The sequence below is a fragment of the Cognatundibacterium jejuense genome (genome assembly GCF_014284255.1).
In the GTDB taxonomy this organism is placed as follows: domain Bacteria; phylum Pseudomonadota; class Gammaproteobacteria; order Burkholderiales; family Burkholderiaceae_D; genus Undibacterium; species Undibacterium jejuense.
In genome coordinates this window covers 92,876-115,038 of record NZ_JACOFV010000009.1, presented here as the reverse complement: position 1 = coordinate 115,038, position 22,163 = coordinate 92,876, and the positions used below count along the sequence as shown (strand labels likewise).

Genomic DNA, 22,163 nt, shown 5'->3' with positions numbered 1-22,163 from the left:
CTTCAGGGCTTAGTGTACGATAAATTGATAGAGAATCAATGTGGATTTGATGGTCGAAAATAAAGAAAGAGAAAAAGGTGTCTGACAATAAATATCATTCCTTTTTCTCCTTTCAGTTAATGAAAAATGTCTTAGGCGACTAAGGCTTCTTCATTGTTTGTTAAGTGCCTGTTGACTACGCTACATAATGCTTGGATGTACGCTGACTCTGCATCCGCCGCAATGCCTGCACCGAATTGTCTGTCACCATTGATGCGCGCCTCTATGACGCACTGGCATTGTTTTTGCTGCTGGTGATCGATGAAGGTGTGTTCTGTTACTTCAACGGGATCAATGTGTATTCCTTGTTGTACAAATGCTGTAATGCTTGCCGCATGAATACCATGACCTGTTGCCTGGACGACTCGTGATTGTCCGTTGAACAGCAATTCCAAACGCATTGATAAATGCGCAGGAACAGATGGCGATGTTCTCTGTTCGAGAACTTGATGTGCGTGATAAGCGAAACCTGTGTCTGTAGTTAAAAATACCTGCCTGAAAATCTGAAACAAATCGCTGGCCTGAACTTCCAGTCCACTGCGATCCGCGAATTGTTGGACTGCATGACTGAATTCAATTTGCATACGGCGCGGCATGCTGATGCCGTATTCTTGTTCCAGTAAATACGTCATACCACCTTTGCCGGATTGGCTATTGACGCGGATGACCGCATCGTAATTGCGACCGATATCGCGCGGGTCAATTGGCAGATAAGGCACTTCCCACATACCATCCGGCGCTTGTTGGGCAAAGCCTTTTTTGATCGCATCCTGATGCGAGCCAGAGAATGCGGTATGTACTAAATCACCAACGTAAGGATGGCGTGGATGAACTGGGATCTGATTACATTCTTCAACGCATTGACGCACTGCGTCGATATCAGCGAAATCTAAGCCCGGTGAAATGCCTTGGGTATAAAGATTTAATGCCAAGGTGACCAGATCAACATTGCCGGTGCGCTCTCCGTTCCCGAATAAGCAACCTTCGATGCGATCAGCGCCCGCCATGACTGCGAGTTCTGCAGCGGCGACTGCTGTCCCGCGGTCGTTGTGAGGATGCACACTAAGAATCGTGGCGTCGCGGTGTGCAAGATGACGATGCATCCACTCGATCTGGTCTGCATAGATATTCGGAGTTGTACATTCCACCGTGGATGGCAGATTAATGATGATTTTGCGCGCAGGTGTTGCTTGCCAGATCTCAGTGACGGTATCACAGATGTCTTTCGCAACATCAAGCTCGGTCATGCTGAATGTCTCTGGTGAGTATTGGAAAATCCACTCGGTCTCCGGTCGCGCATCGGTCAGCGTTTTAATCAGTTGTGTTCCATCGATGGCAATCTGTTTGACTTCTTCGCAGGATTTAGCAAAGACGATACGTCGGAACGCGGGGGAGACAGGATTATACAAATGGATGATGGCACGTTTTGCACCCTGTACCGCATCGATGGTGCGGCGGATAAGGTCTTCACGGGCCGGTGTTAAGACTTCAATCGTGACATCATCAGGGATGTGGTTGCCGGTAATTAATTGGCGGACAAACTCAAAGTCGGTGTCAGATGCAGATGGAAAGGCGACTTCAATTTCTTTGATGCCGATATTGACCAACATCTTAAAAAAGCGCATCTTTTTTTCTGCGTTCATGGGTTCGATCAACGCCTGGTTCCCATCGCGTAAATCTGTGCTCATCCAGATCGGCGCTTTCTCAATCTGACGTGATGGCCATTGGCGATCACTTAATTGAATAGTGGCAAATGGATTAAATGCACGGTATTTCGACGATGGTTGAGCAAGCATGATAAACCTTTAAAAAATAGTGAGTCCTTCGCCTCGCAGGAGGCGATGTTGAAAATAAATACGAGAGGAAGGTGGTCAGAGGCTAACTGGCGTCCACCGGCTTACGCGCGGCCAGTTAACCGATCGGTAGTCGACGTACTTGATGTTGCAGAATGGATGCGGACAAACTAATTGTGTTATCCGAGGTGTGACTGTTCAAGACATAAGCGGGCACCTTCGATGTCACTGTCGTAAATTCGGTGCTGGTTGTCTTGAATATGAACATGCTGATCATCCTGTATGGCTTATCTCGAGCCGGGTAAAACAAACTGGGTATTGAAACTGATCGCGATTACGTCGAACTATGATGAGGTAACGCTGAAAACTAGGGCTAATTATTTAGCTAGTTGTAGAGATAGTAGTGCTAGTACGGATAGCAGCATCAACGCGGAAACAGTGAGCACCAGAGCAGGTCTGTGCACAGCAGTTTGTTTCGCAGCAGTGATGTGTTTTTGGGATGTCATGGAATCTAATGTAAATCGAGACCTTATCGTTCGTCAAGACCTATTTTTGAACTTTTGCAAAACAATGTAAGTTCTACTTGCGTCGTTGCTGCGCATGCTGAAGCTCAGAGGTGTTGGTTTTTTTGTTATGCGAAGTCTATGATACACACCAGGATTAGCAGCAAGGAAAGAGACACTTTTTCACCTAAAAGAAAAAAACTCAGGACTGCAACAATATCCTGAGTTTTTCAATTGCTTCGTTTAACTTTTACCAGATGGTTGTTCTTTTCTCTGGTGCTACATACATCTTATCGCCTTCTTTGACACCAAAAGCGGAGTAGAAGCCTGGTACGTTAGTCAAAGGGGCATTGCCACGTACTTCTGCCGGAGAATGCGGATCAATGCTGATTAAACGAATCGCTTCTGCATCACGTGCTTTACCACGCCAGACTTGTGCCCAACCCATGAACAGACGCTGATCGCCAGTGTAGCCATCAATGACTGGTGCGGGTTTACCGCCTAACGAGATCTGATACGCTTTGTAGGCGATCGCTAAACCTGAGTTATCTGCAATGTTTTCACCAAGTGTCAGCTTGCCATTAACGTTGTAACCTGGCAGTGGGCTATAGGCATCGTATTGTGCGACCAATGCGCTGGTGAGTTTACTGAAGTTTTCCTTGTCCTCTTTGGTCCACCAGTTACGCAAATTACCGTCACCATCCGATTGGCTACCGGAATCATCAAAACCATGACTGATTTCGTGACCGATCACTGCACCGATACCGCCGTAATTGACAGCGTCGTCTGCCGCTGGATTGAAGAATGGCGGTTGTAAAATTGCCGCGGGGAAGACGATCTCATTTTGACGTGAATTGTAATACGCATTCACCGTTTGCGGACTCATACCCCATTCTTTGCGATCAACTGGTTTGCCGAGTTTGGCGATCTCACGTTGATGTTCAAAGCTACGGCTGCGCATGATATTGCCAACCAGATCATTGGCTTTGATTTGCAAAGCACTATAGTCGCGCCATTGGTCAGGATAAGCGATTTTTGGCGTGAATTTGGAAAGTTTGACCAAGGCTTCTTTTTTAGTCTCTGGGCTCATCCAGGTCAGAGTTTCTATGCTTTGCTTGTAGGCTTCGATCAGGTTATTCACCAATTTTTGCATACGTGCTTTATTTTCCGGCGGGAAGTACTTGGCGACGTAGAGTTCACCTAAGGCTTCAGACAGGCTTTCTTCAACACGTGCTACACCGCGTTTCCAGCGTGGTTGGTTTTCTGGAATACCACGCAAAGTTACGCTGGAAAATCCAAAATCTTCATCGACAAAACGTTGGGACAAGAAAGGTGCGTAAGCATCCAGTACTTTCCATTTGTAATAGGATTTCCAGACCGCTACGGGCGTGTCATTAACGATCTTTGCTAAAGCGGTCAAAAAGCTTGGTTGACGTACAATGACGTAATTTACTTTGCTGCCAACGCCAGTGCCCGTAAAGTAGCTGGTCCAGTTAAATCCTGGCATCAGTTCTGTTAATTTCGCGAGCTCGATTTTGTTGTAGGTATTGATAGGATTACGGTTCTCGACCTTTGTCCATTGGATCGTGGCGATTTGTGTTTCGAGTGCGAGAATATCAGCAGCCGCTTTATCCGCATTCTTTTCACCACTCATCGACAACATTTTTTCTACGTGTTTGACGTAGGCATCCCGGAAAGCTTTGAATTTTGGGTCGTCTTTCAAATAGTAGTCGCGATCAGGTAAGCTCAGACCACCCTGGCTGACGTAGACTGCATAAGTACTGGAGTCACGTGCATCCTGTCCTACACCAGAGTTGACTGGCAGTGATACACCAAGTTGCGACAATTGTGCGATCAGTGCCGGAAAATCTTCTTTTTTTGCCAGTGCATTTATTTGTTTGAAGGTAGCCGTCAAAGGTTTGATATCAAGCGCATTTGCTTGCTTCTCGTCCATGAAACTATTGTATAGATCGGCTATTTTTTGTTGATTGCTGCCGGCTTTGAGTGACTTATTTTTGGCTAATCCGGTGATGATGTCGCGTGAACTTTGTTCAGATAAATCACGTAATTGGTCGAACGAACCAAAGCGTGCACGATCGGCAGGAATTTCAGCGGTAGCCAGCCATTTACCGGACATAAATTTAAAAAAATCATCTTGCGGACGCACGCCCGTGTCTTGCCATTGCAGGTCGATGCCTGAATTCAGCGCCGAGGCATTAGTGGTGGTCATTGCGCTAGCTGGCGCTGATGTATCGGCCAATGCGAGTTGTGTTCCACCAAAAGAAAATGTAGCAAGAACAGCCAAAGATAGCAGTGTACGTTGCATGAAATAATCCCCAAGAAATTGTTTGTAATTATATGAAATAAAATCGCTGGAATAGCGACAGGTAATTGGCTTAAGAAAATCTCAATAAGCTCAAGCCTTCTTTGACAAAAAGGCCGATAAATAGTTCGTCTTGAAACGAAATAATTACCAGCCTGATGAATTACTCTGTTGACAAGGAATCTGCGACCCTTATTTTTGCGGCGTTGACTTCTTTTGATTCCGGTAAGAATAAGCCAACAGACATAAGCCCACCGCAATCATAGGCAGAGACAACATTTGTCCTGCCGAAATCGTCATTCCTGCAAAGCTGACTTCATAATCGGGAGTCCGGAAATATTCTGTAAAGAATCGCGCGCAGCCGTACAAAGTGACAAACAGCGAACCCACAGCCAGCGGTGGGCGAGGCTTACGTGCAAAAATCCACAAAATAATAAACAGTAAAACCCCGTCAACTAATGCTTGGTAGATAGGAGAAGGATGTACAGGATAATCGACGCCCGGCCAGATCATCGCCCATGGTAAATCCGCAGAGGCGATGCGTCCTGGTAATTCGTGATTAATAAAATTACCGATGCGACCAGCAGCGTAACCTAGCGGCACCAGGGGAGCAATGAAGTCATAGACGTTCACCAAAGGCATTTTTACTTTACGTGCCCACAAAAACATCGCAATCAATACCCCGATGAAACCGCCATGGAAGGACATGCCGCCATGCCAAACCTGAACAATTTCCAATGGATTTTCAAAGAAAAACTGCGGACGAAAAAAGAATACCTCGCCCAGACGACCACCGAGTACCACCCCCAGCACCCCGTAAAACAACATGTCATCAATGTGTTCTTTGGTCCAGCCTTGAGCGGCAATGTGTGGCAATTTCAGGCGTAATCTTCCAAGGGCGACAAATTGAGCAAAAGCGACCATGTACATCAAGCCATACCAATGCACTTTCAAAGGGCCAAGGGAAAAAGCAACAGGATCAGGATTGGGATGAATCAGCATATTTTTTGTTTAAAAGCTGTAAAAAAGAATGTAAGACTGCCGACGGATTATCTTTGCGCCAGGCAAATCCTATCTCTACGGCAGGCGCGCTATTGGCCAGCGCATGATAAGACACGCCCGGGCGCTGTAAGTTCGACACGGATTGTGGCACAAGTGCGATGCCCATGCCAGCTGAAACCAGTCCGACGATGGTTTGCATTTGAATGGCTTCCTGACCGATGTCAGGTGTCAGGCCATATTCATGAAAGAAACCCAGAATTGCATCATGCAAGGCAGGCGCGATTTTACGCGGAAAAAGAATCAAACTCTGATTGACGCATTGTTCGAGTTTGACCACGGCCCCAGCAGGAAATAGATGTTCTGGTGCCGCGAGTATCAGTGGTTCAGTCAGAATTTTCTGGTAATGGAGCAGGGCATGAAACTTTTCAGGAATGGGAGGGATAAGGAAGCCAGCATCGATTTCAGCTTTTTCTAAGGCTTCGAGCTGGACGTCACTGGTCGCTTCCCGCAATTCTATGCTGACATCAGCATGGCTGTGGCGGAATGTTCTGAGCGTCGGCGGCAAAATACTGTAATCGGCAATTGACACAAAAGCCAGACTCAGATGTCCTTGCGTGCCAGCGGCGGCGCGTTGCGCGAGTTGGCGTAGGTTTTGTACTTGTAAAAGTAGTTTCTTTGCTTCTGGTAACAGAGCAATTCCTGCGGGTGTCAAGCTGATTTGACGCGTAGTACGTATGAATAACGCGACGCCTAGTTCCGCTTCAAACGCCTGAATTGCCTGAGAAAGCGGTGGTTGGGTCATATTCAGGCGTGTCGCTGCTTTTCCGAAATGCAATTCTTCGGCGACAGCGATGAAATACCTCAACTGCCTTAATTCCAGACTATTGCTCATGGGATCGGTGATAGAAGTTGACATCCACTCTGGATAAAAAAATAAACCGATATCGGATCTCCCCTATATCGGTTCAACGATGATACTCGCTTTGGATAAGTAGTAATTTGAACTACTTACGTCCGGTATTTTTATCAAAGGAACGTTTTTGACGTTCTTGCTTCATTTTTTCAAAATGTGCGTGATCCTTGCGCTTATCGAGTCCAAGCATACGTTCAAAAAATTCAAACCACAGGAATGCAAATACGGCTAATCCTATAATCCACCACCATGACATGGCGGCAAAAATCCAGACATCGGCGAGCTTTAAAACCAGTAATATGACGAGCGGAATAATTAATAGCATAGTTGTCTCCTGTTGTCGGGAGATTAAAGCGTATTTTGCAGCGGGTCAACCCATGTGCTTACGAGCGTGCTTAAATGACAGAAAAAGCGTTAAAATGAACTCGCATTTTTTAACCTGGAGAAAGCAATGAAATACTCATTATTGGTAGGTGCAACACTCGCCCTTTTGGCATCTGGCTCTGCGATGGCAAATATGGATTTGGCAAAAGCTAAAAATTGCATGGCATGCCATTCTGTAGATACAAAAATTGTTGGTCCTGCATACAAGGACGTAGCAAAAAAATATGCTGGCGACAAAACTGCTGAAGCAAAATTAGTTCAAAAAGTATTGAAGGGTGGTAGCGGTACATGGGGTGCGATGGCAATGCCAGCGAACACACAAGTTTCTGAAGCAGAAGCGCATACCTTGGTAAAGTGGATACTCTCCTTGAAATAATTTTCTTTGTATTTGCCAGTCAGATTTGAATTGAATCGCTGGTCTATTACAAAAAATCGCAAGAAAATAAAAAAGCCCGCTGGAATATCCAACGGGCTTTTAAATTTTGAGACTGAATTACTTAGTGACTGCTAACAGATCACGTTTGCCTGCTTTGTATGTGTACAACGTCAGCGTACCGTCTTTGATATCGCCTTTGTCATCAAAAGAGATGTCGCCAGTCACACCGTGGTATTTGATTTTCTTCAGGAATGGCAAGTATTTCGCTGGTTCAGCAGAATTAGCTTCTTTCATTGCCTGAGCCATAGTCATAACAGCATCGTAGACATACGGCGCATAGATTTCAACACCAACACCGAATTTCTTCTTGTAGTCTTCTTTCCATTTTTCATTCGCTGCTTTTTGTGCATCCAGAACACCGCCTGCTTCAGCGCAAACTACCTGACCTTCGCCGATTGCGTCGCCAGCCAGCTTAACCAGATCCGCTGTACAGATACCGTCGCCGCCCATGAACTTAGCAGTAATGCCCAGTGCTTTCATTTGACGCAGCATAGGACCAGCAACTGCGTCCATACCGCCGAAGAAAATCACGTCTGGGTTTTTAGCTTTGATTGTGGTTAAGATCGCGCTGAAATCAGTGGATTTGTCCGTTGTATGCTCTTGCACAACAACTTCTGCGCCTTTACCTTTTGCGCCTTTGATAAATTCAGCAGCAACACCTTCGCCGTACGCTGTTTTATCATCGATCACAGCGATTTTCTTCGCTTTGTTGATCTGCACCGCATAGCGACCCAATGTGCCACCCAATTGGCCGTCATTCGCCACTACGCGGAATGCACCTTTAAAGCCTTGTTGTGTGTATTTTGGGTTCGTTGCAGATGGGGAAATTTGTACCAGGCCAGCATCGTTGTAAATTTTAGACGCTGGAATTGTTGTACCAGAGTTCAAGTGACCGATAACGCCGTTGACTTTCGCGTCAACCAGTTTTTGTGCTACGGTAGTCGCTTGTTTTGGATCTGCAGCATCATCTTCTGCCAGCAGTTCAAATTTAGCTTTTTTACCGCCAATCATCAGGCCTTTTGCGTTCAGCTCTTCGATCGCCATTTTGGCGCCGTTTTCATTGTCTTTACCCAAATGCGCGATAGCGCCAGAGATAGGACCAACGTGACCAATTTTAATTACTACATCGTCAGCTGCCGCTGCACCAGCGAAAGCGAAAGCGAAAGCAATTGCGCCTGCCAGTGGAATCATTTTTGTTTTGAACGACATGAACATTACTCCTAAGGTTTAATAAAGTAGGACAACACTATTGCATTACCAACTTATTCAGATTACTGAATAAACAAAAGGTACAACATAAAAAATATTTCGCAAAGCTATTTTGTGCGGTTTTTTTTCAAAACAGACGATTTTTATATGCCTCAATTCCGTGCGTTAGACAAGCTTGACCGCAAGCTTTTGAATCAACTTCAAAAAGATAATCAAATTCCGACTCGTACTTTAGCTGAAAAATTGCACATTTCCCAGCCCACTTGTTTGCGCCGCATCAGAGACCTACGTGACGTAGGCGTGATCAGTGCTGATGTGAGCGTGGTTGACCCGTCAGCGTTGGCGTTTGGCATGCTGGCTTTCCTGGAAGTCTCACTGGTCAATCAAAGTGACGAATTTATGCACGATTTTGAGGCACGCATGAATAAGGAAGCGGAGGTGATGCAGTGTTATTTTGTTTCTGGCGAGTATGATTATTTTCTGGTTGTACACGTCATAGACATGGATGCTTACTACCAATTTGTGCGGCGCGTCATTTCTGGATCAGGCAATGTCCGGCATTTTCATTCACGTTTTCCGATGAAGAAGACCAAGTTTACGACACGTATTTCATTTGATGAAAAAGCCGAGGAATTGCAGGTAAAAGTGAAGAAATAACGCGTCAAAATCGATGAATTTGACAATTTTTTCTCAAAAATGAAACATATTTTTTCGTATTTACTTGCGCCGATTTAAGCTTGCACCGACATTTTTGCGCTATCTGATTACCTTAAACTATCGTGTCAACGGTGAAAATGGCGTGACCTGAAGGTTGCGCCATTCCGGTGAGGGATTAATTTCATTCAATCTCTGCTGCGACAGAACTGCGGTGCTCAAGGATTTTAGCTGGCGATACTTAGAGTGCAATGCGAGTCGGGCGCTCGATGCCAGTAAATGCAAAATCGACTTCGGGCATAACGCCAGAAATAATGTCGGCAATGGCTCTGCCTGAGCCGACCCCCATTGTCCAACCAAGGGTGCCGTGACCGGTATTTAAGAACAGGTTGCTGTATTTGGTTTTTCCTATATACGGCACGTTGGATGGGGTGAGTGGGCGCAAACCGGTCCAATAGACCGGAGCAGTATAGTCACAAGCGTCCGGAAATAATTCTTTGGTGCGACGGGTAATTGCTTCACAACGAGCGTTATTGAGTTCGCGTGAGTAGCCATTGATTTCGCAGGTTCCGGCCACGCGCAGTCGGTCTCCGAGACGAGAAACGACGAGTTTATAACCGTCATCGGTGAGTGAAATTGTCGGTGCGCCAGCTTGATTGGTAACAGGATAGGTGGCGGAATAACCTTTGCCGGGATAAATCATCAGAGGAATGCCCAATGGCTTTAGAAGCGCCTGTGAGAAACTGCCCATGGCAACAACAAATGCGTCTGCGTGCAAGACCTGATGGCGACCTTGTGCATCAATGATCTCTACGCCCGTCACCGTTGCGTCCGAGTCACAACCCGCTGACAATAGCCTGGTCACATTGGTGTTGTATTGGAAAATTACACCGCATTCTGCAGCTTTTCTAGCGAGGCCGGTGGTGAATTTATAGACGTCGCCTGATTCATCGGTGCCTGTAAAGTCACCTCCAACAATCTGTTGCCGCATACCAGCTAACGCCGGTTCTTTTTTTATGACTTCGTCGGCACTAATTGATACCCGTGGGCAACCCAATTCCCGCATCAGGCGGGCAGCGGGTAGGGAACTGTCAAATTCCTTCTGATCTGTATAAAAATGAAGTATGCCTTTACTCAGGCTATCGTACTCGATTCCGGTCGATGCTCTTACTTCAAGCAAGGTTTGGCGGCTGTATTCAGCGATGGCGACAATTTGACGAATATTATGATTAGTTCGCTGTTGTGTACATTCACGCAAAAATTGCAAACCCCAACGCCATTGCAGCCAATCAGCGCGGGGACGAAATAATAATGGCGCATCTTCTTTGCCAAGCCATTTTAGAACTTTCAGAGGCGCAGATGGATTAGCCCAAGGTTCGGCGTGAGAGACTGAAATCTGGCCACCATTAGCGAAACTGGTTTCTTGCGCGGCACCGGGCTGGCGTTCGATCACGGTAACCTCATGCCCTTGTTGATTCAAAAACCATGCTGTGGAAGTACCAATAATGCCAGCGCCGAGAACGATGACTTTCATAGACCAATCTCCTGTTTGTGAGGAATGCCGCAAAAGTAGTGCGGTCCTTTATTTTTCAGATGAGATTGTAGAAAGCTTATGGTTATTCAGGTAATCATAACGCGGCAATTTATTTTTATTTTTAAAAACAAAACTGCTTGGTATGTTTAAAAATGAAAATAAATATGATTTTTTTGCTTATTTTAATATTTTTGCCTTGGTAATTTCTTGATTCACTGCGCGGGTGACGACATCTTCGAGAGAATTTTTTAAACCTGTCCGGATTTCTTCCGCTAGTCCGGATACCGCGGTTTGCAACACGTCCGCGAGACTATCTCTGACGCGGTGTTCCAATACGAAGTCGACTCTGGCTAATACTTGTTTAAGGACATTTTCTCTCAAGGTTTGTTCCAGTAATTGCCATTGCTCTTCGCTGATGGCACCGTGTTCACGTACTTGGTCGTCGAGACTGTCTGATACTTCAGTTGCGCCACTGGCTGCCGGTGCCGAGAATCCTCCGGTGTCTTCAGATGAAATTTCTTCCAGAGGAATGACTTCGGTCAAAACCGGGATGCTGGCGTCAAGTTGTGTATTCATTTTATTTCGCCACGTTATGGCTCAGAGGAAAAGCTTGTTGATGGTATTGACGATAGCGTTCTCGCCCTAGTTTAGTCTCTTCGTGGTCGCTTGAAATGATTTCTATCATACGTGCAAACAGCTCAAAATTCTCTGGGGAATACGTGCTTAAATTAACCAATAATTCAAAGTGCGGACTTTGCTCAAGCTCTCCATTGCTCAGAATAACAGGCGTAACACTTGCTAAGACGTCATCTGCCATCACATGCGGCAGAAATGCTGTGTCTTCTAATGTCCATAACGCCGTATCAATGCTTTGCAATACTTGCCTGTCAGGATGAAATACAACTATCTTGCAGTTAGCCGCACGTGCCTTGCGTATCAGGCGGCACGTGTAATTGAGCTTATCGGCGACATTGCTATGAAAATCGATGCGCGTTTTTTCAGAAGCGGAAGCCATTGTCATTTTCGGGGCTCTTAATTGGGGCTGGCGCTGGTGGTGGCAGATTTTTCGGGGCTGTTGCGGATGGGTCTGGCTTATTCTTAGGCGCGGCACTTTCTGGCGCCGGGTAGACGTAATTAGCCGGTAATCGATTGCTGTCGGGATAACCAGCAGCGGTGATCGAAGATTTCCATTCCGCTTGATCGTAGCCATGAAGTTTTTTACTGCCGACGGTTAAGAACGGTAATTGATCATCGCCACTGACTTGTTTCAATTTATCAGCATCGGCACTTGTTTTCACCGTCTTTTCGGCGAATGGAACACCAGCACTTTTGAGTAAATTTTTGCCATCGTTGCAGGGCGAGCAATTGGCCGCCGTGTAGATCGTAACCGGATTTTTGGACGCTGCCAATTTCAATTCATAAGGGAAATTAGTCACATCTTGAGAGGTTGCGATCGTCTTGGTTTCAACTAATTTCTGATTGGCTGGTGGCGGCGTATCTGAATAAGTTACTTTGCCGTCTGGTCCAACTGATTTGTATAATTGTGCCTGAGCAGTAGCTGCTAGTAAGCACAGAGGTACTATCAGCGTAGCGAGTTTAAATGGGGCTTGCATAAGTCTCTTCTCCTTCATACCGTCATACCGTTATGTCTTAACAATGCGTCAATTGATGGTTCTCTGCCACGGAATGCTTTGAACGATTCCAGGGCAGGGCGCGAGCCGCCGACTTCCAGGACTTCACGTTGGAATTGTGCGCCAGCTGTACGCGATAAATTGCTACCCTCATTCTTGCCTAGTTCCTCAAAAGCTGCATAGGCATCAGCGGACAATACTTCTGCCCATTTGTAGCTGTAATAGCCTGCCGCATAGCCACCAGCAAAAATATGGCTGAATGAATGCTGCATACGATTGAACTCTGGCGCGGTAAATACAGCCACTTGTGATCTTACGTGATCAAGTACTTGTTGCACGGTTTGCTCACCCTGTGGGTTGAATTCGCCATGCAGGCGCATGTCAAACAGGGCAAATTCAACCTGACGTAAGGTTTGTAAACCTGACTGAAAATTCTTGGCTGCGATCATCTTATCGAACAATGAACGCGGCAATGTTGCGCTGGTTTCTGCATGTGCCGTCATTTGCTGTAAGACATCCCATTCCCAGCAGAAATTTTCCATAAATTGTGATGGCAATTCCACCGCATCCCATTCAACTCCAGAGATGCCGGATACCGATAAATCATCTACTTTCGTCAGTAAGTGATGTAAGCCATGACCAAATTCATGGAACAACGTAATCACTTCATCGTGTGTGAAGTAAGCTGGTTTAGCAACGCCATTTACGATAGCTGGTTCGGTGAAGTTGCACACCAGATAGGCGACTGGCGTTTGAACGCCATTTTTTGTCAGACGGCGACCACGTGCATCATCCATCCACGCACCACCTCGCTTGCCGTTACGTGCATACAAATCGAGGTAGAATTGGCCAACTAACTGACCGTCTTTTTCGATCCGATAGAATTTCACATCGGGATGCCAGGTGCCCGCCTGATCGGATTTGATTTCCACTGCAAACAAGGTTTGGATAACGCGGAATAAGCCATTGACGACCTGATGCTCAGGAAAGTATTGCTTCACTTCTTGTTCAGAAAATGCGTAGCGTTGTTCGCGCAGTTTTTCAGATGCATAAGCAACATCCCACGCCTCCAGTTTTTCTATGCCTAATTCAGTGGCGGCGAAGTCGCGCAATTCCTGCAAGTCTTTTTCTGCAAACGGTCGCGCTTTGTTGGACAGATCTTCCAGAAAACCGGCAACTTGTGAAGGTGACTCGGCCATTTTGCTGACGAGTGACACCTCGGCAAAATTTTGGTAACCCAACAATTGCGATTCTTCCAGACGCAATTGCAAAATCTCTTTCATGATTGCGGTGTTGTCCCACTCTGACTTTGCACCAAGCTCAGACGCCTTGGTCGCATTGGCTCGGTAAATGGTTGCACGAATTTCGCGGTTATCTGCGTACTGCAACAGCGGGAAATACGAAGGGAAGTGCAGCGTAAATTTATATCCACTTTTATCGTCTTTTTCAGCCGCTGCTTTGGCTGCCTGAATCACATCTTCTGGCAGGCCTTTCAGTTTTTCAATATCATCGATGAACAAACCGTAATCATTTGTCGCGTCGAGTACATTTTCAGAAAAACGCGTGGTCAACATCGCGTGTTTTTCCTGAATCTCTGCGTAGCGACGTTGCTGGTCTGCTGGCAGTTCAGCGCCACCTAAACGGAAATCACGGATCGCATGTTCAATAATCGTCTTACGGGCTACCGGAAGATGGTCGAAACCAGCTTGTGCACGCAAGGCTTTGTACTTCTCGAATAGCACCAGATTTTGCCCCAATTCAGTCCAGAATTCGGTGATGGCAGGTTGATTTTCGTTATATGCAGCGCGCATTTCAGGTGTATCAGCAACACCATTGAGATGACCGATGATACTCCATGCGCGGCCGAGTTTTTCTGTCGCATTCTCCAAAGGCTCGACAAAGTTTTCCCAAGTGACAGCAGATTGGTCTTCGCACAGTTGTTGAACAACAGCGCGGTTTTCTTCCAACAGGCTGGTAATGGCAGGTGTCACTTGCTCTGCGCGAATCTCAGAAAAACGCGGCAGGTCGCTAAAGTCGAGCAATGGAGAGGCGATAGTCATATTAAATTCTTTCAGCAGCTTCAATCGTGTTGACCAGTAACATGGTGATGGTCATAGGACCAACGCCACCAGGAACTGGCGTAATATATCCCGCGACTTCCTTGCTTGGCGCAAAGTCAACGTCACCACACAGTTTGCCTTCATCGTCACGATTCATGCCGACGTCGATGACAACCGCGCCAGGTTTGATCATGTCGGCCGTCACAATATTACGCTTGCCGGTTGCAACGACCAGGATGTCTGCATTGCGGGTGTGCGCACCCAGATCGCGGGTCTTGGAATTACAGATGGTGACGGTAGCACCAGCTTGCAAGAGCAACATCGCTTGTGGTTTGCCGACAATATTTGACGCACCAACGACCACCGCATTTGCCCCGCGAACCGGATAATTAATGGATTCCAACATTTTCATGACGCCATATGGGGTGCATGGACGGAACAAAGGTTGACCGGTCATCAGCAAACCAGCATTGCTGATATGGAAGCCATCAACATCTTTCTCCGCGGCAATCGCTTCAATGACTTTGTTGGCGTTGATATGCGCTGGCAGCGGCAGTTGTACCAAAATACCATTGATTTTAGGGTCGTTGTTCAGGCGGTCAATATGTGCAAGCAAGGCTTCTTCGCTTAATTCTGCTTCATATTTCTCTAAAACCGAGTAAAACCCGCAATCCTGGCAAGCTTTTACTTTGTTGCGTACATACACCTGTGATGCAGGATTTTCGCCAACCAGTATCACTGCCAAACCAGGTTGTTTGCCTTGCGCGGTTAAAGCTGCAGCACGTTGACTCACGTCGGCGCGCAGTTGTTGGGAGAGTTCGGTTCCGTTGATGATTTGAGCGGTCATGATAGCGATGGGTAAAAAACAGAAGGAACCGCGATTATAAAGGATGCGCCCCTTGCGAATGAAAGCAAGTTGACAATCGCGCCTAAGTTTTTACCAACATAGCCTATGTAGACCACGTTCGACGTCGCCGCCAGAAATGCTATTGCGACTGTCAACAAGCGTTTAGATGTTAATTAATTACTATATTTATGAAAACAACGGTTGCAGACTTCATTCTCAGGAAATGAAAAATCACGCTTGCATTGCAGGAATTGTTGTTTGCGATATGGTTCAATCGTCCAGGTATCGGCTAACAATCAATCCAAGACCAGCACCCGCGAATTGTGCTGCGACAAATGCTGGAACGCTCGCAGGCGAAATACCAGCAAAGGTGTCGCTAAACATACGCCCAAATGCCGCTGCAGGATTGGCAAATGACGTTGAAGCGGTGAACCAGTAAGCACAACCAATATAGGCGGCGACCATGGCGGCGACTTTTTCAGACGGTGCCCGCAGGATCACGAGTAACAATCCCGCAGTAGCAACGATCTCTGCAATCCATTGCCCTGTACCTGTACGAATTTTGCTTGAAACTTGCAGAACGCTGATATCAAACATCACATGCGCGAGCCAGGCACCAAACAGAGCACCTGTGAGTTGCGCGACGATATAGGGAAGCAAGTGCTTCTTTGCCAGCGTTCCTCTTATTGTCATGATGGTTGATACCGCGGGATTAAAGTGTGCGCCACTAATGGGACCAAACACTTCAATCAACACATAGAGCCCCGCCACGGTCGCTGCTGTGTTTGCCAGCAATGCAATGGCATCGTTACCAGACGCTAAGCGCTGTCCCATCATACCGGAACCAATGACGACAGCAAGGAGCAATGCTGTTCCTAACAGTTCTCCGGTAAGTTTTTGAATGAATGAGTAAGGCATTGAGCGAGGCATAGTCAACTCTTTTGCAGACGTAATAAAGCGCTCTGGCGCTCTGCATGCGACATGGTTTCAAGAGGTAGTGCAAGCAGTTGCAACATACGGTATCCGATTGCCTGACGGGTCAAATCAAAAGCTTTCTTTTTTTCTGCTTCTGGTGCGTTGGATGGATCTGGATAGCCCCAATGAACTTTGACCGGGCTGCCCGGCCAGTAAGGGCATTGTTCCGACGCGGCGCTGTCACAGACGGTAATGACAATATCCATGACCGGTGCATCTGGTAAAGTGAATTCATCCCAACTTTTACTGTACATCGCGCTGGTATCAACCCCAGCTTGTACCAGTGCGTCAAGAGCGTACGGATTGACGCGCCCACTTGGCGTACTTCCTGCGCTATAAGCCTTGATATCTTTACCTGATTGTTTTGCAAGATGATTGAGCATCCCCTCAGCAAGTACGCTGCGAGCAGAATTGTGGGTGCATAAAATGAGTACATTGATGGTCATAGAATATTCCTCAGCAGCACGAAGATTTGACTGGAATGGCGAGAGGCTTGCCTTGTGGTTTTGGCGCGGGGCAGCACGCAGATGTTACTGCAGCGGCATTTTCCTGCTCACTAAAAACTGGAATGCTGTCGAGAGTATGAAAGTGTTCCCATGCAATACCTTGTGGATCTGTGAGCCAGTGTTTGTCACTTCGCGCATAACAGCAGGTCGTTTCTCCTGAATCATGTAAGCTGAGGTCGGCAGATTCCGCTTGTGATTTCAGTTCAGCCAATTCTTCTTCCGTATCGGTTTGAATGCCGAGGTGATCAATTCCATGTTTGCTACCACGGGTGGATATTGCAAAATTGATGCGCGGATCATCTAGCATCCATTTAGCATAATCACTTTCGACACGAGTTGGCTCGGCACCGAACATGGCCGAATAGAAGACGATATTTTTCTGCAAGTCTTCAACATGGGTATGGATATGAAAACGTTTCATTACGACTCCTTCAAGGATCAATGAACAACTACGTAATTAACAACCACAAGATTCAACTTTTTGAGTTATCTCGCATTCATTACCGCTGCAACAGTTTTCTGTCAGGTAATCAAGTAAGCCATTCATTTGCTCGTAGGCTGCCCGATACACCAAATTGCGGCTTGACCGCTCGATATTGACCAAACCTGCATTGGCGAGCTCTTTTAGATGAAACGAGAGGGTAGTCGCTGGAATTTCTAAACCTTCTTGCAAGACGCCCGGCGTCATACCAGGTTCTCCAGCAACCACTAAGGCGCGAAATACTTTTAAGCGAACCGGATGGGCTAATGCACTCAGTGCTTTGATGATGTCATTTTCGTTCATGGGTTTACTATACTATATTTCGAGAATATTGAAACTATTGTTTTACGGTGATGTGAAAATGCAAACGCAATAGACTTTGTATTCTGGTGGGCGGATTACGGTTTGGGCCAGCGTCACGTGTGCAATGCGATCAATACTCATCATCTTGGTCGCCAAACCAATCACTGGTGTCAATTTGCAGGTGATCGGTTTCGATATGGGTTTCCTCTGGCTCGGTAGTGTGCGAAGTGATCATGCATCGAAAGGGGAAAGAGTCATTCGCTACCGCGCCCGTGTCATTCTTGACGTCACTGTTTGAGCCCCACTGCAACTCCACTTCAATGTTTCCATGCACGGAGATCTCAATTTCAGTGCTGCCAATTGAAACAACCTCTATCTCTTCAATGTCGATAAATTCAACCGAGTGGTGAGTTGCAATTTCATTAATCGCAAGCAGCGTCTCAGAAATAGCGGCAGAGACAACGCCTTTCTCAATACGGTGAGCCAGCGACTGAGTGAGTTGAGCACGGCAATCTTGGCCCAAATCCAGCACTTCTGTCAGTGCATTTATAACGGATATCGCTTGAGGTTCAAATTCAGCTATTGGTATGTTGAAGGTGGCCTCATTAAGGTGCGTGAATTTGTTCAATACTTTGATTGCGCTGGAAAGCTCTTTTTTGATTTCCGGCAACTCGATTTCAAGTTGCGTTGTTACGTAATCTTCCGTTAGGCCACCACATACAATGAAATGTACTGCGTGACTTCGAGTTATGCCGGTTCTCGACGTGCTGTCGGGTTGGAACCATGGGCACTTCTTGATTTCTTCATCGCTAGCCAGAAAAGAAAGCACGTGACGAATCAGCTCTCGAACGGTCGAGCAAAAGCTGTTGACGGCAAGGGGGTCACCTGCGTTGTCCAGCTGCGCAATTGCCGCAGCGAGCAGTTTCTTGTGAAACTCCACTTCCAGTTTTTTTGCGAGATGGGATGACGCCTGTTGGATCATTTTTTGGTGCCTAACGGATAGCCACAAGGTGCGTGTTTGAGAAAAGACTAACTTTAATTAGGCGGACAGATGCCGTCCACCTAATTCAAATGGTTGCCACCTAATTCAACCAATCAAATCCATGGAAAGGCTTGTCACACGGTTATTTGAACAATGTACTGTATAAAAAACAGAACTAAATAACCATGAAAAACGTCACTCCCAATGTACAGGCTTCAGACGCGGTTTTAAAACCAAAATTGCTCGATCAACTCAAACGTTGCATTCGAGATAAATATTATAGCTTACGCAACGAAGAGACCTATGTCTACTGGGCGCGTTAGGTGATTCGTTTATTTTCTCAATTACTGGTTACGCCGAAAGGCGGCAATGTGCTGCGAAGTGTCAATCACCATGAAATCAAAACGGCTCCTACGCTTGCATTGCCGTCAGTCGTGTTCGAGAGCAGTAATTTAAGCCATAAAAAATAGCAAACTTGTCATCTCCAGTTTATTGCCATCTGAAATTTGCTTTTTGGGAGCGACCTTTTTTAATTGTTTGTTGCATCAAAGCCTGAATATTTATTCAATAAATGATGGCATTTTAATGCCTAATGTTGCATTGCAATAGTGACAAATACCACGTACTAATAAGGCTTGTGATTTTATAACTTCATTTATATTGCGAAGCAGCAAAATATCACATTATGAAATTGCATATCGCTATTTGGAAAATTAAAAAAGCCCTGTTAGAATGCTTACACTAAGAAAAGTAACGCCTATATTTGTCGATGTGCCACGCGCAATTACCTCAACAGCGCACCAACAGGAGACCTCTTTATGTCACCCCAGATAGACCAAGTTTTGGCGCAAGCCGTCAATGATCCTGATGTTATGGAAACCAATGAGTGGCTCGACGCCCTCGAATCAGTGATCGAAAACGAAGGGCCAGAACGTGCTCATTACCTGATGGAACGCATGGTGGATCTGGCGCGTCGTCGCGGTGCGCACATCCCGTTTTCCAGTAATACCGCTTATGTGAACACGATTCCTGCTGACCAGGGCGAGCATTGCCCGGGTAATCTGGAAATCGAAGAAAAATTACGTTCCATGATGCGTTGGAATGCGATGGCGATGGTGGTTAAAGCCAATCGTTTAGATGGCGATCTGGGTGGTCACTTATCCAGCTTTGCGTCACTGGCAAATATGCTGGGCATTGGTTTTAACCATTTCTGGCACGCGCCGACAGAAGAGCATGGCGGCGATTTGCTGTACATCCAGGGTCACTCGTCTCCAGGTATCTACGCACGTGCGTTCCTCGAAGGTCGTCTGACCGAAGAGCAACTGCTGCATTTCCGTCGTGAAGTCGATGGCAAAGGTTTGTCTTCTTACCCGCATCCAAAATTAATGCCAGATTTCTGGCAATTCCCAACGGTGTCTATGGGCTTGGGCCCATTGATGGCAATTTATCAGGCACGTTTCCTGAAGTATTTGCATGCTCGTGGCATTGCGGATACTGAGAAGCGTAAAGTCTGGGCATTCTGCGGTGATGGTGAGATGGACGAACCAGAATCCATGGGCGCAATTGGAATGGCAGGTCGCGAACAGCTCGATAATCTGGTGATTGTGGTTAACTGTAACTTGCAACGTCTGGATGGCCCGGTACGCGGCAACGGTAAGATTATTCAGGAATTGGAATCTGATTTCCGTGGCGCAGGTTGGAACGTCGTTAAAGTCATCTGGGGCGCAGGCTGGGATGAATTGCTGGCAAAAGACAAAGACGGTATTTTGCAAAAAGTGATGATGGAAACCGTGGACGGTGAATATCAGAACTACAAAGCCAAAGATGGTGCGTATGTTCGTGCACACTTCTTTGGCAAGCATCCAAAATTGCTGGAAATGGTTTCCAAAATGTCGGATGACGACATCTGGCGTCTGACTCGTGGTGGTCATGACCCACACAAGATTTATGCTGCGTTTAAAGTCGCACAAGAAAACAAAGGTCAGCCAACTGTCATTCTGGCGAAAAGTATCAAAGGCTTTGGCTTCGGTAAGTCGGGTGAAGCACGTAACACTGCCCACAACACCAAGAAATTGGATGATGAAGCGATCAAAGCCATGCGCGACCGCTTCCAGTTGCCTATCGCTGACGCTGATTTGCCATCCATTCCATTCTACAAACCAGCCGACGATACGCCAGAAATGCAATACCTGCATGCACGTCGTAAAGCATTGGGTGGTTACTTGCCGCAACGTCGTCAAAAAGCCGATGAAGCTTTGGTGGTGCCAGCGTTGTCTGCATTCCAGGCAATGTTGGAACCAACTGCTGAGGGGCGTGAAATCTCTACCACGGCAGCGTATGTACGTATCCTGACAGCCTTGTTGCGTGATAGCAGCGTTGGCCCACGCGTGGTACCTATCATGGTTGATGAATCCCGTACCTTTGGTATGGAAGGTCTGTTCCGTCAGATCGGTATTTTCAGCCAGGTTGGTCAGTTGTATGAGCCGGTCGATAAAGACCAGGTGATGTACTACCGCGAAGATAAAGCTGGTCAGATTTTGCAAGAAGGTATCAACGAAGCTGGTGGTATGAGTTCCTGGATCGCTGCGGCGACTTCGTACTCAACCAATAACCGCGTCATGATCCCGTTCTACACTTACTACTCCATGTTCGGTCTGCAACGTATTGGCGATCTGGCGTGGGCAGCGGGCGATATGCGTGCACGTGGTTTCTTGCTCGGTGGCACAGCTGGTCGTACAACATTGAACGGCGAAGGCTTGCAGCATGAAGATGGTCACAGCCATGTTTTGGCGTCGACTATCCCTAACTGCGTACCTTACGATCCAACGTTTGCACATGAAGTAGCGGTCATCATTCATGATGGTTTGCGTCGCATGGTGACGGATCAGGAAGACGTGTTCTACTACATCACCTTGATGAACGAGAACTACAGCCATCCAGGTATCAAAGCAGGTCAGGAAGAGGGCATCATCAAAGGTCTGTACTTGTTGCAGAAGTCTGAACACACGACCAAGCACCGTGTACAACTGATGGGCTCTGGCACGATTCTGCGTGAAGTGATTGCCGCAGCTGAATTGCTGCAAAACGATTGGGGTATTGCGGCTGACATCTGGTCTGCACCATCCTTCACTTTGCTGGCACGTGATGGCCAGGATGCTGAACGTTGGAACATGTTGCACCCAACTGAGCCAGCACGTTTGCCATACATCACAGAATGTCTGAAAGATACCCAAGGTCCTATCGTGGTATCGACCGATTACATGCGTACCTTTGCTGAACAAGTACGTGCGTTCATTCCTAAAGATCGTAGCTACAAAGTGTTGGGTACAGATGGCTTTGGTCGTTCTGATTCCCGCGAAAAATTGCGTGAATTCTTTGAAGTGAATCGTTACTTCGTGGTCATTGCAGCATTGAAAACTCTAGCTGATGAAGGTGCTTTATCTGCTTCCGTTGTGGCACAGGCGATCAGCAAATACGGCATCAATGCTGATAAGCCAAATCCAGTAACTGTGTAACGCACATGTCTGGTTGTGTGACGCACAGCCAGACATCATTGCATACTTGAACGGTGCGCCACGCGCGCCCTAC

Annotated in this window: 20 protein-coding genes; 3 read left to right on the top strand and 17 right to left on the bottom strand. The window is 46.7% G+C overall.

The features are described 5' to 3' along the window. Positions 1-131: 131 nt before the first annotated feature. From leuA to H8K32_RS10980, 5 genes are all read right to left on the bottom strand, one after another. Positions 132-1,838, bottom strand: a complete 1,707-nt coding sequence (leuA, locus tag H8K32_RS11005; protein WP_186912626.1) for a 2-isopropylmalate synthase — start codon at positions 1,836-1,838, stop codon at positions 132-134. A 747-nt stretch (positions 1,839-2,585) separates the two neighbouring features. Next, on the bottom strand, positions 2,586-4,661 hold the full coding sequence (locus H8K32_RS10995) for a M13 family metallopeptidase (RefSeq protein ID WP_186912546.1): 2,076 nt from the start codon (positions 4,659-4,661) through the stop codon (positions 2,586-2,588). Positions 4,662-4,850: 189 nt separating this feature from the next. Beyond that, entirely contained in the window at positions 4,851-5,660 is an 810-nt protein-coding gene (gene lgt, locus H8K32_RS10990) for a prolipoprotein diacylglyceryl transferase (protein WP_186912545.1), read from the bottom strand. Then, positions 5,638-6,576: a LysR family transcriptional regulator gene (locus H8K32_RS10985; RefSeq protein WP_246447286.1), complete on the bottom strand. Its 939-nt coding sequence runs from the start codon at positions 6,574-6,576 to the stop codon at positions 5,638-5,640. The genes lgt and H8K32_RS10985 overlap by 23 nt, the downstream gene beginning before the upstream one ends. Before the next feature lie 88 nt (positions 6,577-6,664). Continuing rightward, positions 6,665-6,898, bottom strand: coding sequence for a TIGR04438 family Trp-rich protein (locus H8K32_RS10980; RefSeq protein ID WP_186912544.1), 234 nt, complete (start codon positions 6,896-6,898; stop codon positions 6,665-6,667). Between the two features lie 126 nt (positions 6,899-7,024). Between H8K32_RS10980 and H8K32_RS10975 the strand changes: the two genes are divergently transcribed. Continuing rightward, positions 7,025-7,333: a c-type cytochrome gene (locus tag H8K32_RS10975; RefSeq protein ID WP_186912543.1), complete on the top strand. Its 309-nt coding sequence runs from the start codon at positions 7,025-7,027 to the stop codon at positions 7,331-7,333. A 117-nt stretch (positions 7,334-7,450) separates the two neighbouring features. Here H8K32_RS10975 and H8K32_RS10970 read toward each other — a convergent pair whose 3' ends face one another. Then, on the bottom strand, positions 7,451-8,602 hold the full coding sequence (locus H8K32_RS10970; protein WP_186912542.1) for a branched-chain amino acid ABC transporter substrate-binding protein: 1,152 nt from the start codon (positions 8,600-8,602) through the stop codon (positions 7,451-7,453). A 147-nt stretch (positions 8,603-8,749) separates the two neighbouring features. On the opposite strand from H8K32_RS10970, the gene H8K32_RS10965 reads away from it, so the two are divergent. Next, positions 8,750-9,259 carry an Lrp/AsnC family transcriptional regulator gene (locus tag H8K32_RS10965; RefSeq protein ID WP_186912541.1) on the top strand — a complete coding sequence of 170 codons (510 nt, stop codon included), beginning with the start codon at positions 8,750-8,752 and terminating at the stop codon, positions 9,257-9,259. 238 nt (positions 9,260-9,497) lie between these two features. Here the strand turns inward: H8K32_RS10965 and H8K32_RS10960 are convergent, their stop codons facing one another. The 11 genes from H8K32_RS10960 to H8K32_RS10910 all read right to left on the bottom strand — a co-directional run bounded on the left by H8K32_RS10960 (position 9,498) and on the right by H8K32_RS10910 (position 18,575). Further along, entirely contained in the window at positions 9,498-10,790 is a 1,293-nt protein-coding gene (locus H8K32_RS10960) for a D-amino acid dehydrogenase (protein WP_186912540.1), read from the bottom strand. A 177-nt stretch (positions 10,791-10,967) separates the two neighbouring features. Next, positions 10,968-11,366 carry a hypothetical protein gene (locus tag H8K32_RS10955; protein ID WP_186912539.1) on the bottom strand — a complete coding sequence of 133 codons (399 nt, stop codon included), beginning with the start codon at positions 11,364-11,366 and terminating at the stop codon, positions 10,968-10,970. A 1-nt stretch (position 11,367) separates the two neighbouring features. Then, positions 11,368-11,811 (bottom strand): DNA polymerase III subunit chi, encoded by a 444-nt coding sequence (locus H8K32_RS10950; protein ID WP_246447284.1) that lies wholly within the window; start codon positions 11,809-11,811, stop codon positions 11,368-11,370. After that, complete coding sequence (locus H8K32_RS10945; RefSeq protein ID WP_186912538.1) at positions 11,789-12,403, bottom strand: glutaredoxin family protein; 615 nt, start codon at positions 12,401-12,403, stop codon at positions 11,789-11,791. The genes H8K32_RS10950 and H8K32_RS10945 overlap by 23 nt, the downstream gene beginning before the upstream one ends. Before the next feature lie 14 nt (positions 12,404-12,417). Then, positions 12,418-14,481, bottom strand: coding sequence for a M3 family metallopeptidase (locus tag H8K32_RS10940; protein WP_186912537.1), 2,064 nt, complete (start codon positions 14,479-14,481; stop codon positions 12,418-12,420). 1 nt (position 14,482) lies between these two features. Continuing rightward, positions 14,483-15,328 (bottom strand): bifunctional methylenetetrahydrofolate dehydrogenase/methenyltetrahydrofolate cyclohydrolase FolD, encoded by an 846-nt coding sequence (folD, locus tag H8K32_RS10935; protein WP_186912536.1) that lies wholly within the window; start codon positions 15,326-15,328, stop codon positions 14,483-14,485. 270 nt (positions 15,329-15,598) lie between these two features. Beyond that, a complete protein-coding gene (locus H8K32_RS10930) occupies positions 15,599-16,258 on the bottom strand; it encodes an aquaporin (RefSeq protein ID WP_246447282.1) in 660 nt (219 codons plus the stop codon). Between the two features lie 2 nt (positions 16,259-16,260). Further along, entirely contained in the window at positions 16,261-16,749 is a 489-nt protein-coding gene (locus tag H8K32_RS10925) for an arsenate reductase ArsC (RefSeq protein ID WP_186912535.1), read from the bottom strand. Positions 16,750-16,759: 10 nt separating this feature from the next. Then, positions 16,760-17,230, bottom strand: a complete 471-nt coding sequence (locus H8K32_RS10920; protein WP_186912534.1) for an ArsI/CadI family heavy metal resistance metalloenzyme — start codon at positions 17,228-17,230, stop codon at positions 16,760-16,762. Positions 17,231-17,266: 36 nt separating this feature from the next. Further along, a complete protein-coding gene (locus tag H8K32_RS10915) occupies positions 17,267-17,593 on the bottom strand; it encodes an ArsR/SmtB family transcription factor (protein WP_186912533.1) in 327 nt (108 codons plus the stop codon). Positions 17,594-17,723: 130 nt separating this feature from the next. Then, entirely contained in the window at positions 17,724-18,575 is an 852-nt protein-coding gene (locus H8K32_RS10910; protein WP_186912532.1) for a pPIWI-associating nuclease domain-containing protein, read from the bottom strand. An 818-nt stretch (positions 18,576-19,393) separates the two neighbouring features. On the opposite strand from H8K32_RS10910, the gene aceE reads away from it, so the two are divergent. Continuing rightward, positions 19,394-22,090 (top strand): pyruvate dehydrogenase (acetyl-transferring), homodimeric type, encoded by a 2,697-nt coding sequence (gene aceE, locus H8K32_RS10900; RefSeq protein ID WP_186912530.1) that lies wholly within the window; start codon positions 19,394-19,396, stop codon positions 22,088-22,090. The last annotated feature ends 73 nt before the right edge of the window (positions 22,091-22,163 follow it).